A 13,959-nucleotide genomic window follows, 5' to 3' on the forward strand; every position below is an offset into this window, starting at 1 on the left:
AGGGTGTGGGACGGCCGTTGCGGCTGCCCGTCGTCTGGCCGCGGAAGCAGCGGGCGCCGGGAAGGAGTGCGAGGGACGGTGTGGGGCCGAGACGAGGAGTTGTTGAGGAGCCTGCTGGTGGTGGCAACAATGACCGCATGGGCCGCGAGGCCGAAGTGAGGGGTGTAGATGTCCACCGCTGAGACGAGTGCGGGCCACGGCGCAGGAGCCGATGAGCGCCGGGGAACAGGGGCCAGCCTGGACCGGCGCACGGTAGCCTCGGGCTTCCTGTTCGGGTGCGGGATCGCCGCATCGATGATCGACCTGTTCATCTTCCATCTGGGCCTGCAGTGGCATCACTTCTACGACCTGTCCACCACGCAGGTGGCCCTGACCGCGGACGGGTTCTTCCACGCCTTCGGGTGGTTCATCACTATTTGGGGCTTGTTCCTGCTGGCCGATGTCCGGCGCCGCACCGAGGTGGCCTGGCGCCAGTGGACCGGGGCGGTGATCGCCGGGGTCGGGTTCTTCCAGCTCTTTGACGGGCTGGTCGACCACAAGGTGCTGCGGATCCACCAGATCCGCTACGACGTGGACCTGCTGCCCTACGACGTCATATGGATCGGCTCGGCCGTGCTGTTATTGCTGATCGGCATCCTCATGCTCTGGCGCACCCGGCCGGCCCGGAGCACCGGCTGAGCATCCGATGGATCACGACCACGGCATTGGCCACGGCAGCGTCGGTCACGCCCCGGTCCAGGGGACCGAGGCCTGGGGGTGGGCACTCTTTGATGTCCTGGTCGTCCTCGCCCTGGTGACAGCCGCGGTCGGATATGCGGCCTGCCGATGGGCGGCCCGGGGTCGTAGCCCGTGGCCGGTGCGCCGCACCGAGGCCTGGTACGCCGGCCTGACCTGTGCCGGAGCCGGCGCGATCGGGCCGGTCGCCGCGGCCGCTCACACCAGCTTCACCGCCCACATGCTCGGGCACCTGCTACTCGGGATGCTCGCCCCGCTGCTGCTCGCCCTAGGTGCGCCGGTTACCCTGGCCCTGCGGGCCCTGCCGGCGATTCGGGCCCGATCCCTGACTCGCCTGTTGCGCAGCCGCTACGTTCGGGTCATCACCCACCCGGTGGTCGCTGCCGTGCTCAACGCCGGTGGGCTGTGGGGGCTCTACACCACCGAGCTGTATCAACTGATGCATGGCTCGGTGCTGGTGTACGGGCTGGTGCACGCCCACATCCTGGTGGCCGGCTACCTCTTCACGGCCTCCCTGGTGGGGGTGGACCCGGACCCGCACCGCGCCTCGGTCCCGGTGCGCTCAGCGGTGCTGATTCCCTTCATCGCCTCGCACTCGATCCTGGCCAATTGGCTCTACGCCCACCCGCCGGTCGGAGTCGAGGTCGCGGACGGCCAGGCCGGGGCGCAGCTGATGTACTACGGCGGGGATGCCGTGGACGTGGTGCTGATCGTGCTGCTCTTCGCCGGGTGGTACTCCGCGACCCGACCCAAAGCCGCAGTCGATGTTCCACCCGGAGTCCAGAGCACCCGGGATCTCCAGGTGGACCGAGAACCCTGAATGAGACGGAGGAACGACCATGTCATCACGACTCAGCGGCATCCTGCGGGCAGCCGGCACCGGTGCCGCCGCCGGCCTGGCCGGAGGAGCGGTGATGGTGGTGGGAGAGAAGATCGAACAGGCCATCACCCACCATCCGAACTCCTACGTCCCCGGCCCGGGCCCTGCTGACCCTGCTCGGCCAGCACCCCGGCGACACGTGCCGGCCGGTGGTGTGGAACCACCTGATGCACTATTCCACCGCGGCCACCCTCGGGGCGCTGCGCGGGATCTGGGCAGTCACCGGGATCCGCGGCGCCTACACCAATGCCTGGCACCCCATCGTGCGGCTGGGCTTTGACCAGACCGTCGAGAATGCCACCGCGGTGGGCGCCCCGCCGGCCACCTGGCCCGCTACCGAGCAGGCCGTGGACGTGCTGCGCAAGGCAGTCTTCTCGGTGACCACCGGCATGATCGCCGACCGGATGCTGCCTCCGGTGCTCGCCTCCACCCGGGGGCGCACCAGCCACTGGTTCTCCCGTCCCGGCGCCGGTGCGGGCCGGAAGTCGGCACGGGCACCACCAGTCGTCCTACGGGATTGGCTCATTGCATTGATGCACACGGAGGGCGCCGATGACGGAGTCATGGGGCCCGGTTCACGGGTGCAGGTAGGACCACCCCTCGCTCTGGCGGATCACCAGCTGGGCCACTCCGGAGGGCACGACGGTGGCTTGCGGGTGGATCCTCTCTGGCGTGAGGCCGCGGGTGGTGAGGGTGTTCTGGCAGACACACAGCTGCAGACCGGACTCCAGCAGGCCGGTCAGCAGCTCGCCGGCCGGGTCGGTGGCAACGGCGATGCCGGGGCCGTGGGCCACCAGTTCCACCCGCAGATCGGGGCCCAGGGCCGTGTAGAGGTTGGTGAGGTTCTGCAGCACGGCCTGGATCTTCGATGGACCGGCTTCGTTGAGGTGCACGACGGTGCGATGCATGGCACTCCTTCGCTATGGGCGTGAGCTGGCGATCGGGCGGTGAACGCGGGCTGATCTCACCTTAGGTGTCGCGGCATACCCCAGGTGGACCTCGACGAGCTGCCCGCCGGTCCGGGGCCGGCTGCGGTCTTAGCGAGTCGCGCGGTTCAGGCGGAGCAGGACCAGCGTGGCGGCGATGACCAATAGCGCGGCCAGGGCGCTGACGCCCGGGTAGCCGATCAGGCCCATGGCCGGTCCGGCGGCCGCGGCGCCGGCGGCCCCGGCCAGGGACATGGTGGCGTCGGAGAAGCCCTGGGCCGGGACCCGCTGGGCCGGGGCCAGGGAGGACACCAACAGGGTGGAGCCGGCCACGGTGACTGCGGACCAACCCAGCCCCAGCAGGACCAGTCCGGCGGTGACCGCCCCCATGTGCCCCGGCGCCAGTCCGGTCAGGGCGACGGCGGTGATGAGGGTGCCCATGCCGGTCAGCACGGTGGGTGTGGGACCGAGGCGGTCGGTGAGCCATCCCATCACCGGGGACAGGGCGTACATGCCGGCGATGTGCAGAGAGATGGTGAACCCGATCAGCGCGATGGTGTCCAGGTGCCCGGCCGTGGCACCGGCCTGGTGCTGCATGTGCAGCGGGGTCATGGACATCACCGCGACCATCACCGCGTGGGCGGCGACCACGGCGGTCACCGCCGCGGCCGCGGTGGGATGGGCACGCAGGATCTGCCAACCGGCCCGCCACGGGTTCTTGCCACCGGTGGGCCCGGAGTGCTCGTTGGCGTTGCCATCCAGGGCGCGGCGTGTCAGCAGCGGGTCCGGGCGCAGGAACACCGCGATGATGCCGACCCCCAGGACCATGCCGGCCGCGGAGATCACGAACGGGCCGGCCTGGGCGGGGATACCCAGCCAGCCGGCCAGCACGGCTCCGGGGCCGACCATGTTCGGCCCGGCGACCGCGCCGATGGTGATCGCCCAGACCACCAGGGACAGGTCCCGGCCGCGGCGGGCCGGGACGGCCAGGTCGGTGACCGCGAAGCGGGCCTGCAGGTTGACCGCTGAGCCCAGTCCGACGAGGAAGGCTCCGGCCAGCAGCAGGGGAAACCCGGTGGTGAGGACGGCGGCGACCATCAGCCCGGCCCCGATGATGGCGGCACCCAGTCCAGTGGTCAGGGCCGCCCGGCGTCCGCGCGCCAGGGCCAATTGCGATAGCGGGATCGCGGTGGCGGCGGTGCCCAGGGTCAGGGCGGTGTTCACGGCCCCGGCCCAGGCCTCGGAGCCGGCCAGGTCCACGGCCAGGATCGAACCCAGGGCCAGGGTCGAGCCGTTGCCCAGTCCGGAGAAGACCTGCGCGATCGACAGGGTGCGCACGGTCCGGGATTGGACGGCGTGCAGATCCGGGACGGTGGTGGTCATGGGCGAGGGCTCCTGAGATGGCGGGTGGCGGCGGGCAGGGAAAGTCCGGGGGTGTGGTCGCGCCCCCGCATGCGCACGGCGACCAAGGCGCCGGAGGCCGCGGTCAGGGCGGCGACGACGGTGACCGCGGTGGGGATACCGAAGGCGTCGGCGACCAGGCCGGCGATCACGGCGCCGGCGGCGAAGCCCCCGTCACGCCACAGCCGGTAGATGCCCACCGACCGGGCCCGCCAGGCCGGGTGGGCGACGTCGCCGATGGCGGCCAGCAGGGTGGGGTAGGCCATCGCCGTTCCCACCCCGAGCAGCACCATGGCCACCAACCATGCCCCGAATCCGGAGCCGACTGCGATCAGGGCCAGGGCCAGGGCCTGGGTGAGCATCCCGGCCACGATGAACCCCTTGCGGCCCCACCGGTCCGACAGGGCACCGGTGGCCAGCTGGCCGGCACCCCACACGGCCGGATAGGCCGCGGCGAGGATCCCGATCTGGCCCAGTGACAACCCGGCCGCGGCGAACAGCACCGGGAACAGCCCCCAGGCCAGCCCGTCGTTAAGATTGTTGACCATCCCCGCCTGGCTGACCGAGGACAGGGATCGGTCGCGGAAGCTGGTCAGGGTGAAGACCTGGGCGCTGCTCAGGCCCGCGTGGGCTTCGGGACGGGCACCGGCGTGACCGGCGGCCTCCAGGCGGGCGTGGTCCCGGGTCTCACGCACGGTGAGCACGGACAGTCCCAGCCCGAGTCCGATGTAGGCCGCGCCGAGCAGGAACGGGGCCGGACGCAACCCGTACTCGGCGGCCAGATAGCCGGTGGCCATGGCCGTGGCGGCGACCCCGAGGTAGCCGGCGGCCTCGTTCAGGCCCATGGCTGCCCCGCGGCGATGCGGGCCGACCAGGTCCATCTTCATCACCACGGTCGTGGACCAGGTCAACCCCTGGCTGATGCCCAGCAACACGTTGGCGGCCACGATCCAGTCCCAGGACGGCCCGTAGATCAGCAGCACCGGCACCGGCAGGGCGATCAGCCAACCGGCCACCAGCACCGGCTTGCGCCCGTAGCGGTCACTGAGCGTGCCGGCCAGGTAGTTGGTGGCGGCCTTGGCCACCCCGAAGGCCAGGATGTAGGTCAGCGAACTGGTGTACAGCTCCAGGCCGAACACGTCGGTGGCCAGTAGCGGCAGCACCGTCCGCTCTTGTCCGAGCGTCCCGCCGACCAGGGCATTGACGGCCACCAACAGGGTGAACTGGGCCAGGTTCTGCCGCAGGCCCAGCACGGGCCGGGGGTCCGGGCGGCGCCCCGTAGCGCTAGGAGTCCTCACGCAGCCGTACTCTCCCTATCGTGGGCAGTGACGGTCCGGTCGGTGTCGGTCAGGCCTGCTCGGTCCGGTCGGACTGGGCGGCCGCCTGGGCATGGACCATGTCCAGGTCCTTCACGGCGGTGATGACCTGTTCGAGGGCAGGCGCCGGCAAGGCGCCGGGCTGGGAGAAGACCAGCACGCCCTCGCGGAAGGCCATCAGGGTGGGGATGGAGCTGATGCCCGCAGCGTCAGCCAGGGCCTGCTCGGCCTCGGTGTCGACCTTGGCGAAGACCACGTCGGGGTGCTGGGCCGAGGCGGCCTCGTAGGTGGGGGCGAACCGGCGGCAGGGCCCGCACCAGCCCGCCCAGAAGTCCACGAGCACAATGTCATTTTCCTGGATGGTGCCGGCGAAGTCCTGGTCGGTGAGGTCGATGGTGGCCATGGGGGTCTCCTTGTCAGTGATGATCGGTCGTCTGCGGTCGGTGTAGACCGACGGGAACAGGAAGGGGTGGAGCGGGAACAGGAAGGGGAGGAGGACGCTCAGGTGGGGTTAGTGGTGCCGGCGGTGCGGATCGGGCAGCTGGGCACGGCGAACCAGCACACGGCGGCGGCCACGGCCGCCAGGGCGGCGACCGCCCCGACGACCACTCCGGCGGCGCCGGGCAGTTCCTGGACCAGGACGAAGACGCCCATGATGAGCACGAACACCCCGAAGCCCTTACGCAGGGCGGCCTCCGGGATCCGCCCGGCCAGCCGGGCCCCGATCACCGAGCCGGCGATCGCGGCGGCGGTCACGGCCCCGATTAGCATCCAGTCCAGGGACACGGTGGTCAGGTATCCGGCCAGTCCGGCGAAGGACTTCATCGCGATCACTACCAGGGAGGTGCCCACGGCCACGGGCATGGACAACCCGCCCAGCAGGGCCAGGGCGGGCACGACGAGGAAGCCACCTCCGGCGCCGACCAGGCCGGTTACCAAACCGACGACCAGGCCCTCGGCCAGGACCTTGAGGATCGGCAGTTCACCCTCGTGGGTCGTCGCGGCCTTGTTCTTGCGGCCACGGATCATGGCCACCGAGGTGGCCACCATCATCAGGGCGAATGCGATCATCAGGACGGTACCGGGGATGTATCCGCCCAGGAGGCCGCCACCGAAGGCTCCGGCCATGCCGGCGGCACCGAAGATCAGCCCCGTGCGCCACTTGACCCGCTGGTTGCGGGCGTGGGTGATGGCGCTGAAGGCGGAGGTGACTCCGACGACGAACAGGGACGCGGCGATCGCCTCCTTGGGATCCAGGCCGGCGACATAGGTCAGGATCGGCACGGTCAGGATCGATCCGCCGCCGCCGAGCAGGCCCAGGGAGAGCCCGATCAGCACCGAGAGCAGCAGGGTCAGAAGAAGGGTGAGCGTCATGGCAGCGTCCTTGTCAGTCGGCGGTCAGCAGTCATCGGTCGGGGGCCGGGCTCAGTGGGCCGGCAGACCGGCGCCCTGCCAGGCGACCATCCCGCCGGTCATGGTGTCGGCGGTGTAGCCGGCCTGATTGAGCGCCTCGGCCACCCGGGCGCTGCGATTGCCGCTGCGGCACACCACGATCACCGGGCGGGACCGGTCCAGCTCCTGCAGCCGGGAACCGAGCTGGCCCATGGGAATGTGCAGGGCGCCGGGGATCATCCCCTCGGCGACCTCGAAATCCTCGCGCACATCCAGAATCTGGTCCTGGGCCCGGCGCTCATCGGCCTCGGCAATGGTGATCTCGGGCATGTCTACTCCTCAACGTATCGGGGACATCAAAGGGGGCGGATCCGTGGCGCTTAGGCCAAAGCCGGGCTGTCCAGCGGGGGTCCGGTCACAGGCAGAGCCTGTCTCGACTCAGTATGCACGATACCCCTAGGGGTATGCAAGACACCCCGGGGGGTATAGAGTGAATAGCACCCCCGTTCTTAGGAGACCGCCATGCAACTGGATGCCACCGAGATGACTCCCGTGCTCAACCGCCTCAGGCGCGCCCAAGGCCAGCTCTCCGCCGTGGTGCGGATGCTCGAGGAGGGCCGCGATTGCAAGGACGTCGTCACCCAGCTCTCGGCGGTGTCCAAGGCCCTGGATCGCGCCGGCTTCGCCATCATCGCCAGCGGACTCGAGCAGTGCCTGGCCAACCCGGAAGAGAACCTGGACAAGAAGGACCTGGAGAAGCTCTTCCTTTCCCTGGCCTGAACGGCCCTGTCTCGGGCAGGCTGAGAACACCCCTCATCGTTCACGAAGGAGCACAGAATGGCCTATACCCACTCGATCACCGTCCCCCTGCCCTACGAGCAGGCCGTGGAACGCACCCGTCAGGCCCTGGCCGAGCAGGGCTTCGGCGTCCTCACCGAGGCCGACATTACCGCCACGTTTACCGCCAAGCTCGGCCCCGAGGCCGCCGCAGACCTCGGCGACTACGTGATTCTCGGGGCCTGCAACCCGGCCCTGGCCCGCCGCGCACTGGCCGCTGAACCCCAGCTCGGCGCCCTGCTGCCCTGCAACGTCGTGGTCCGCCGCGGGTCCGATGACCAGCACACCCTCATCGAGGCCATCGACCCGCAGACCATGGTCCGCCTCAGCGACAGCCCCCAGGTCCGCGAGGTCGCCGACGACGCCGACACCCGCCTGCGCGCCGCCCTGGCCAGCCTCGGCCACAAAGGCCCCGCACGCCCGGACTCCGACCCGGTCCACTGAACCTGACGGGCGCCCCTACGCCCGTCGCCTTACCGCCAGTGCCCGGATGCCGCGCAGGCGGCGGTGTGGACCCGGCCATTGCCTGGCACCACGACGCGTCCTGGACTGGACACGTCCGTCCACAGCACACCATGTCGCTGGACACTCCTGCGGGACGGGCATACCCGGTGGTGAACCTGCCTGCAGAGAACGCTTGAAGGGCGGGTGCTCACACAGCGGCGTGCACCGCCATCCACATGAAACAACTCAGGCCGACATGGGACTGACCGAGGGATCGTCCGCTAATGGCAACCGTGGCCTCACCTAGGAAATTAGTGCAGGCCACTCCTGACTTCCGTGTCGCCGCCTTCTGAAATCGACAAAGGGCCCCAGATCGGTCACTGAGCAGGATCCCGTAAAGGGAAGGTTTGTGGCACCCGTTCAAATAGGTCGGCCGAGCGTTATACGGGCTGGGGTTCGCGTCCATAAGGGGATCGTCTATCGGAGCAGCCAGCGGTACACCTTCGTCGGGCGGTGTCTAGATAGCCTGGCGGTATGGCCCTCTTCCTGATTCACTGCGTGTCATGACGGTCGCACTGCTAGCGACAGCAATCGCGGCTGGAGGCATCGCCGGGGCGTGGGTATTCATCGGCCCTACGGGGTTCGCCTTCGCGTGGGTTACTCACTTCATCCTCATGGCGTGGGTACCGTCGGTCGTCCGACCCGGGGTCCAGATTCCGGATCACGAATTGCTGCGCGTCAGATCTTGGGAGCCACGGCTATATTCGGCACTGGGCGTCCGGTTGTTTGGGAACCTGCTTGATGTCATCGGTTGGAACAGAATCATTACAAGGGAACGCGGGTTCGACGGCACGCGGCGGGGCCTCGAGGGGCTCGATCAGCACACTCGGCGCTCCGAAATCGGTCACAGCGTTTGCCTGCTCATCACCGCAGTCCTCGCATTCGTCGTACTGGCGACAGAATCGTGGGCGGGCGCGTTGTGGCTAATAGGGCTCGGGGTTCCTTTTCACCTGTACCCGACCCTGCTCCAGCGGCTCCTACGCTCGCGCATCCAAGCCGTGCCAAGCCGTGCATGAGACACGCTTAACTAACCCACCCTGTCTCGGTAGCTGATCCCCAAATGAACGACGCTGATGCCCGGACTCCGAGCGCTGGAGTGGATCTCGATAGGCTCTGATCATGGGGAACCTTAACAACTTGGTGCTTTACGCCGTCTTCACCGCGATCTTCTTCTACCTGCTGTACGGCGTTATTCGCGCCGGCGTCCGTGATGGCATTCTGGCCGCCGCCCGGCGCCGGGTGGCCGCGACGTCCGACCAGACCGGAGCAGAGCCCAGCGCTTCCAGACGGCAGCGCGAGCGAGACAGGCCGTGATCAGGGCGCTGGTGGTCGGTGGGCTGGTGACCGCCGCTGTGCTGTTCGTGTTCTCTGCCGGGTGGCGTCAGCCGTTCGTGGCGGAGTCGGCGTGGATTGCCCTCGGCTACGGAGCCATGTCCGCCCTGTGCGCGGGGATCTATCTGCGTGTTCACGCAGCCCGCCGAGGATCGAGGCTGGCGACCAGGGTCTTCGATGCACGTATCGTCACGGCGGCCGCCACTCCGGGGCTGCTGATGAGCGTGCTTATGATCCTGGCGGGTGCCATACCGGTTTCTGGCTTCCTCATGCTCGCCGCAGGAGCTCTTGGGGGCGGGGTCGCCTCACTGTTGCTTTACCCGCGGCAATTCGACCTGAAAGACTCGGCTGGAGGGCAATAGACTTGGCGGAAGCCGAGACAACTGAGTTCAGAGGCGACCTGCACGACGCCCGAGGGGTGATACCAACACTGCCCCGGTAGCCGATCCCCCAGTGACACAGGTGCAGGGCACATGGTGGATGCCGGCATCCCGAGCTGTTCGACAACGACCATCATGTGTCGAGGCCAAGGACCACAACGAGTCCCCGAAGACGCGGAGCCACGAGGCACTATGGTGACAAGCGACCGGGGACTTCGGAGATCCCTGAGACCAGCGCAGGAGGAGCACCGGTGAGCAATCCGACAGGTCCCAGCGGCACCAAACGTGGACCCGTTCCCGACCCCGATCGCTACATGGACTCTAGCGAACAGCGCCGTACGCACCGGCTCACCATTACAGCGCCGTTGACGTCCTGCATCCTGGCTGCAACCCTCTACATGCTCACGCTGCCGTGGCTGCCAAAAGTCTGGGTCTCCCACGTCGATGGCCAGGGAACTCTGACGTACGCGCCCCACTGGCCGCTGGCCCTGGTCAGCCTGCTGGCAGCAGCCCTTGCCTTCGGAATCAGCCGGCTCCTCACCCGTGAACATACCCAGGCAGGCCACTGGCATGACCTGGAAAAGGGCATCGTGGTGGCAGTACTCTCGGCCGGGTACGGATTTCTGGTCGCTTTGCTCGCCACGGTAGCTGCCTCGGTCGGACGCGCCCCTGAGGAACTTGGAACGGGCCTCATCGGGCTAGGCCTGCTGGGATTCGTCCTCGGCCTCATCGGGGCGATCGCCGTACATGCACCGGCCCTTCCCCGCGCGCGTGTCGACCGATGGACGCCACACTATTGACCACGACGCACGCAACCCGCCCTCTCCAGATGCTCAAGATCGCCCTAACGACCGCGCCGGCATTCAGAACGACGCCTCGTGTGGGCGTCTTCTCCCACTCACAGTGAACCCGGCATTGAGTGTGTCCGGTGAAGGATCCTTTACCGGACACTTATCACTGACGCCGACCTGGCCATGCGGCCCGGAAACGTTACCGTGGCGATTTCGATTCCTTCCGCGACATCGAGTACTGATCTCCAGGACTCGCAGGGGTTACAGGTGACGGTGGTACCGGCCTGGATCCTCGAGGAAGCGCCGCCAATGATGCACAAGTTCGAGGTCCTCCCACACCACCGAGCGCAGTCCCCATGGACCGACTTCTAGAACCCGAGCGCCCGGCAGGGAGGCCAGCAGCGGGGAATGCGTGGCCAGTAGCACTTGACTTTCACCGTTGGCCAGGCGGTCCAACAATACGGAGAGCAACTGCAGACACCCGGTAAAAGACAAGGCTGATTCGGGCTCATCCATCACCCACAGTCCGGGTCCGCGGAACCGATCGCGGACTAGGTCAAGGAACGATTCCCCGTGTGACATCTCGTGGAACGGAAGATCTATCCGGGAGGTGCCGGGGTTCATTTCGAGATACGTGAAGAATCCGTGCATCGTCTCGGCGCGCAAGAAGTACCCCCGACGACTGGCGCCGGGATTCCGGATCAGATGCAACTGATCGTCCAGTGAAGACTCACTCCGACGAGTCGAATGCTCGGCACCCGTGGATCCGCCTTCGACAGAGAGCCCGTAGGCGCTGGCGATGGCTTCGACGATGGTGGATTTTCCCGAGCCGTTCTCTCCCACCAGAACGGTGGCCGATCCCATTTCCACCCCCTCATCCCACAGCTGCCGAACGGGTGCCAGCGTCCCGGGCCACGCACTGCGGTCAAGTTCAGCGCTCAGATGCCGGCGTACCTGCCGCACCGGCAGACGAGACAGATTCATAGCTCCAGCATCACAGATCAGCTGGGCGGCGCGCAGATGATCTGCAATCCGAGCGACGAGAGATTCCCCTGCGATGGAAGCCCGGGTACCTACCCCTCGCCGTCACGTCCACCAACTTTCAATGGCGCGCCAGTTGTCCGTTGGTGATCCCGCACCGGGACCGCCGCTGGCGTTGACCAGCGGCGTTTGAGACTGTCGGCTCGTGCCGCCGAGCCTCTGACCACTCGTCTTGGTATCCGTGCCGACAGTTGGGCAGTGCCTCGCTGACCGGATAGAGGCATTGAGAGCCCTCACGTGCAAACCAGAGCGAGAAGCGTTGAGCTGACTACTTCCAATCCCGGTTCAGAAACAACGTGTCAACCGCCTGCTTGGTCTCGTCGCGGTCAAGGTCGTGCTCCGACATGTCCAGCAGGATGTTGCCGTTGCGGCGAGAATCGTCCCCCAGCACTTGCTGCCAGTACTCGACATCACCCTCGTGCACGAACTGGACGAAACGGCCGACGCTCGTATCCCATGCGCTTGTGCAGTTCAGTCCGGGACAAACCGTGTCCGTTACGAGCTGGGGCGATATGTCTTGGGTGATCTCTGATCGCATCAAACTGTCAAGATCAGGTCGCGGCGATCCCGCCCCCCATAACCAGGCAACTGCGCCGGCCAACGCCGCGATCACAGCTATGCCAGCTATCCAGGCAACAGTTGGGAACCGGCGATGACGTCGCTCTCTGTCGAGATTCGAAGGTTCTGTTCGAACTGGCATCTTCATCTCCTTTCACTGATCCCGCGATATCCGTTGCCATGGGAAAGGTTGCATCGCCGTGACCTCGCGAGGGAGACATCAGTCTAGGCGCAGGCGGCGGTGCTCAGCTTGGTAGTAACCATGTTTTCAGGATTGCTGACGCCGTAGTGGATGAACATGTGTTGAGTGCTGACGGAGAATTGAAATCACCGGCAAAGCGTAGGCCCGCTGGGCCGTACCAACGGGGATCCTTGAACGGCGCCAATGCGGGTACGTCGTACCGCTCCGGCGCGATTAAGGGTCTATGCGTACATGCGGTCAACGATGAGGCGGTGCACGCTTTCATCGCTTGCCGCGGCGGGCCACGCAATCAGGAGGTAGCTTTCCTCGGATGATTCCACAATCTGCTTCAGTTGCCGGGCGCGGCCGCTTGCGTAGCAGCGGAGACGGTATGTACCCGGACCCAAGGGCGTGAGAGAAGGGATGCCGGGCGCATCATCGAACAGGGGCTCGACGCGGAGATTGCCGTGTGGAACGTTTACGGACACATCAACAGCTTCTTCCCAGTCGGTGAGATCGAGCTCGGGCTCGGTATCTGCGCTCATGACCGATATCTGGATGGGCCCAGTGTCGATGCCGGTGAGAAGTAGGGCGCCTGTCTCGAGTGCACACATGAGCCCCTTGCTCTCAGAGAGAAGATCCGGGGATAGATATGACGGGAGGCCGGAGTCCACAAGCTGCACGATGTTGTGGTGGACGTTCACAATTGTTTCAGGCACTTCCGGCTTCCCGTTGTCGTTCGTCGTTGGTGGCTCACACAACCTACTCTGCCCAGTCCGTTCGGGGATCCTTCAATGGGGCCGGTCGTTGGACCTGGCCGGTCCGGTGATTGGAGGTTTTGGGTGAAGCGGGTGAGCGCTGCTCCGCCGCCTCAACAAGCCACAGCCGTCCATGGAGATTCGCTATAGCTCTTGGTATGAGGCGCCGAGGTTCGCGGCCACGGCCTCCAAGTCGGTCGATTGTGGTTCGACTACTTGCATGTCGGTTGCCTCAGCGGCATCGGTGACGTCGGCGACGAACCAATCTGGGCCCTGCACCGCGTAGACATCGCCATTGGCATCTCCGACTAGCTCCAGCGCGGCTTGCGTCTTAGACGGGTCTTCCGACCACCCGATGAGGATGTTGGTGCCACACGTACGTCCGGGCAGTCCGGTCGGCTCTCCCTCGATCATGAACCAGTGATCCCCGCTGGCCTCTGCTGGGCAGCCCAGCTCGTCATCGACGGCCGTGAATACGGCTTCCAAGCTGTCGAATTGCTGTCCCGTCTCTGCTGCCGGCTCGGTGGTCGGGGATGAGATTGTGCCGGCTGAGGCGGCGCCCGGCTCCGCAGTGCCTGCCTCGCCTCCACCACACGCGGTCAGCAAGAGTGCGGCTGCCACCGCAGTGGAGCCAAGGAATGTGTTTCGAATCCGTCTGCTAGCCATGGGGGGGCCTTCCTTTCCGCCACCCCCTGGTGTTGCGTAGGGGGTGTCAGCGGTCATTGCTTCCTTCGATAGTAGAACGGTCCGTCGTGCCCCGCTGGGGATCCGCGACTGGGGTAACCGCAGAACGCTTAGCGTTTATCTTGTGCGCTGTCTTTAATGGGCACGCCGCGCACACCACGACGCGACACCATAGTCATGGCAATTGCGACTTGGCTTGCCGCGCCTGTGAAGAAGGTCAGCCCGCGGACGGAATGGTCGGAG

At 66.8% G+C, this 13,959-nt stretch carries 18 protein-coding genes; 8 read left to right on the forward strand and 10 right to left on the reverse strand.

Features of this window, described 5'->3' with window-relative positions; translation table 11 throughout:
* Window positions 1-168 precede the first annotated feature (168 nt).
* Together C8E99_RS05210 and C8E99_RS05215 are read left to right on the forward strand one after the other, a co-directional pair.
* Window positions 169-678 carry a DUF2243 domain-containing protein gene (locus C8E99_RS05210; RefSeq protein WP_115931394.1) on the forward strand — a complete coding sequence of 170 codons (510 nt, stop codon included), beginning with the start codon at window positions 169-171 and terminating at the stop codon, window positions 676-678.
* Window positions 679-685: 7 nt separating this feature from the next.
* Entirely contained in the window at window positions 686-1,555 is an 870-nt protein-coding gene (locus C8E99_RS05215) for a cytochrome c oxidase assembly protein (protein WP_115931395.1), read from the forward strand.
* A gap of 635 nt (window positions 1,556-2,190) precedes the next feature.
* Here C8E99_RS05215 and C8E99_RS05225 read toward each other — a convergent pair.
* From C8E99_RS05225 to C8E99_RS05250, 6 genes are all read right to left on the reverse strand, one after another.
* Complete coding sequence (locus C8E99_RS05225; RefSeq protein ID WP_115933241.1) at window positions 2,191-2,523, reverse strand: DsrE family protein; 333 nt, start codon at window positions 2,521-2,523, stop codon at window positions 2,191-2,193.
* A 129-nt stretch (window positions 2,524-2,652) separates the two neighbouring features.
* Window positions 2,653-3,924, reverse strand: coding sequence for an MFS transporter (locus tag C8E99_RS05230; RefSeq protein WP_115931396.1), 1,272 nt, complete (start codon window positions 3,922-3,924; stop codon window positions 2,653-2,655).
* Entirely contained in the window at window positions 3,921-5,240 is a 1,320-nt protein-coding gene (locus C8E99_RS05235; protein WP_115931397.1) for an MFS transporter, read from the reverse strand. The genes C8E99_RS05230 and C8E99_RS05235 overlap by 4 nt, the downstream gene beginning before the upstream one ends.
* A 49-nt stretch (window positions 5,241-5,289) precedes the next feature.
* A complete protein-coding gene (trxA, locus tag C8E99_RS05240; RefSeq protein ID WP_115931398.1) occupies window positions 5,290-5,661 on the reverse strand; it encodes a thioredoxin in 372 nt (123 codons plus the stop codon).
* A 98-nt stretch (window positions 5,662-5,759) separates the two neighbouring features.
* Entirely contained in the window at window positions 5,760-6,632 is an 873-nt protein-coding gene (locus tag C8E99_RS05245; RefSeq protein ID WP_115931399.1) for a sulfite exporter TauE/SafE family protein, read from the reverse strand.
* Between the two features lie 51 nt (window positions 6,633-6,683).
* Window positions 6,684-6,980, reverse strand: coding sequence for a rhodanese-like domain-containing protein (locus C8E99_RS05250; protein WP_115931400.1), 297 nt, complete (start codon window positions 6,978-6,980; stop codon window positions 6,684-6,686).
* Window positions 6,981-7,172: 192 nt separating this feature from the next.
* On the opposite strand from C8E99_RS05250, the gene C8E99_RS05255 reads away from it, so the two are divergent.
* The 6 genes from C8E99_RS05255 (at window position 7,173) to C8E99_RS05280 (ending at window position 10,503) form a co-directional block, all read left to right on the forward strand.
* Complete coding sequence (locus tag C8E99_RS05255) at window positions 7,173-7,430, forward strand: metal-sensitive transcriptional regulator (RefSeq protein ID WP_115931401.1); 258 nt, start codon at window positions 7,173-7,175, stop codon at window positions 7,428-7,430.
* Window positions 7,431-7,487: 57 nt separating this feature from the next.
* On the forward strand, window positions 7,488-7,931 hold the full coding sequence (locus C8E99_RS05260; protein WP_115931402.1) for a DUF302 domain-containing protein: 444 nt from the start codon (window positions 7,488-7,490) through the stop codon (window positions 7,929-7,931).
* A 563-nt stretch (window positions 7,932-8,494) separates the two neighbouring features.
* Window positions 8,495-9,007 carry a glycosyl-4,4'-diaponeurosporenoate acyltransferase CrtO family protein gene (locus tag C8E99_RS05265; RefSeq protein ID WP_115931403.1) on the forward strand — a complete coding sequence of 171 codons (513 nt, stop codon included), beginning with the start codon at window positions 8,495-8,497 and terminating at the stop codon, window positions 9,005-9,007.
* A 103-nt stretch (window positions 9,008-9,110) separates the two neighbouring features.
* Window positions 9,111-9,305: a hypothetical protein gene (locus C8E99_RS05270; protein ID WP_115931404.1), complete on the forward strand. Its 195-nt coding sequence runs from the start codon at window positions 9,111-9,113 to the stop codon at window positions 9,303-9,305.
* A 26-nt stretch (window positions 9,306-9,331) separates the two neighbouring features.
* Window positions 9,332-9,685, forward strand: coding sequence for a hypothetical protein (locus C8E99_RS05275; protein WP_147301176.1), 354 nt, complete (start codon window positions 9,332-9,334; stop codon window positions 9,683-9,685).
* A gap of 269 nt (window positions 9,686-9,954) precedes the next feature.
* Window positions 9,955-10,503 (forward strand): hypothetical protein, encoded by a 549-nt coding sequence (locus C8E99_RS05280; RefSeq protein WP_147301177.1) that lies wholly within the window; start codon window positions 9,955-9,957, stop codon window positions 10,501-10,503.
* Window positions 10,504-10,755: 252 nt separating this feature from the next.
* Here the strand turns inward: C8E99_RS05280 and C8E99_RS05285 are convergent, their stop codons facing one another.
* The 4 genes from C8E99_RS05285 to C8E99_RS05300 all read right to left on the reverse strand — a co-directional run bounded on the left by C8E99_RS05285 (window position 10,756) and on the right by C8E99_RS05300 (window position 13,755).
* Entirely contained in the window at window positions 10,756-11,478 is a 723-nt protein-coding gene (locus C8E99_RS05285) for an AAA family ATPase (protein ID WP_115931407.1), read from the reverse strand.
* Between the two features lie 325 nt (window positions 11,479-11,803).
* Complete coding sequence (locus tag C8E99_RS15855; protein ID WP_115931408.1) at window positions 11,804-12,073, reverse strand: hypothetical protein; 270 nt, start codon at window positions 12,071-12,073, stop codon at window positions 11,804-11,806.
* 443 nt (window positions 12,074-12,516) lie between these two features.
* Complete coding sequence (locus tag C8E99_RS05295; protein ID WP_147301179.1) at window positions 12,517-12,993, reverse strand: hypothetical protein; 477 nt, start codon at window positions 12,991-12,993, stop codon at window positions 12,517-12,519.
* A gap of 183 nt (window positions 12,994-13,176) precedes the next feature.
* Window positions 13,177-13,755, reverse strand: coding sequence for a hypothetical protein (locus C8E99_RS05300; RefSeq protein WP_147301180.1), 579 nt, complete (start codon window positions 13,753-13,755; stop codon window positions 13,177-13,179).
* Window positions 13,756-13,959 lie beyond the last annotated feature (204 nt).

Source organism: Citricoccus muralis (genome assembly GCF_003386075.1).
Classification (GTDB): domain Bacteria; phylum Actinomycetota; class Actinomycetes; order Actinomycetales; family Micrococcaceae; genus Citricoccus; species Citricoccus muralis.

Bases quoted from the DNA above. Each gene is read 5' to 3' on its own strand.
- C8E99_RS05210 (WP_115931394.1), top strand. From the start codon at position 169: ATGTCCACCGCTGAGACGAGTGCGGGCCACGGCGCAGGAGCCGATGAG.
- C8E99_RS05215 (WP_115931395.1), top strand. From the start codon at position 686: ATGGATCACGACCACGGCATTGGCCACGGCAGCGTCGGTCACGCCCCG.
- C8E99_RS05225 (WP_115933241.1), bottom strand. From the start codon at position 2,523: ATGCATCGCACCGTCGTGCACCTCAACGAAGCCGGTCCATCGAAGATC.
- C8E99_RS05230 (WP_115931396.1), bottom strand. From the start codon at position 3,924: ATGACCACCACCGTCCCGGATCTGCACGCCGTCCAATCCCGGACCGTG.
- trxA (WP_115931398.1), bottom strand. From the start codon at position 5,661: ATGGCCACCATCGACCTCACCGACCAGGACTTCGCCGGCACCATCCAG.
- C8E99_RS05245 (WP_115931399.1), bottom strand. From the start codon at position 6,632: ATGACGCTCACCCTTCTTCTGACCCTGCTGCTCTCGGTGCTGATCGGG.
- C8E99_RS05250 (WP_115931400.1), bottom strand. From the start codon at position 6,980: ATGCCCGAGATCACCATTGCCGAGGCCGATGAGCGCCGGGCCCAGGAC.
- C8E99_RS05255 (WP_115931401.1), top strand. From the start codon at position 7,173: ATGCAACTGGATGCCACCGAGATGACTCCCGTGCTCAACCGCCTCAGG.
- C8E99_RS05260 (WP_115931402.1), top strand. From the start codon at position 7,488: ATGGCCTATACCCACTCGATCACCGTCCCCCTGCCCTACGAGCAGGCC.
- C8E99_RS05265 (WP_115931403.1), top strand. From the start codon at position 8,495: ATGACGGTCGCACTGCTAGCGACAGCAATCGCGGCTGGAGGCATCGCC.
- C8E99_RS05270 (WP_115931404.1), top strand. From the start codon at position 9,111: ATGGGGAACCTTAACAACTTGGTGCTTTACGCCGTCTTCACCGCGATC.
- C8E99_RS05285 (WP_115931407.1), bottom strand. From the start codon at position 11,478: ATGAATCTGTCTCGTCTGCCGGTGCGGCAGGTACGCCGGCATCTGAGC.
- C8E99_RS15855 (WP_115931408.1), bottom strand. From the start codon at position 12,073: ATGCGATCAGAGATCACCCAAGACATATCGCCCCAGCTCGTAACGGAC.
- C8E99_RS05300 (WP_147301180.1), bottom strand. From the start codon at position 13,755: ATGACCGCTGACACCCCCTACGCAACACCAGGGGGTGGCGGAAAGGAA.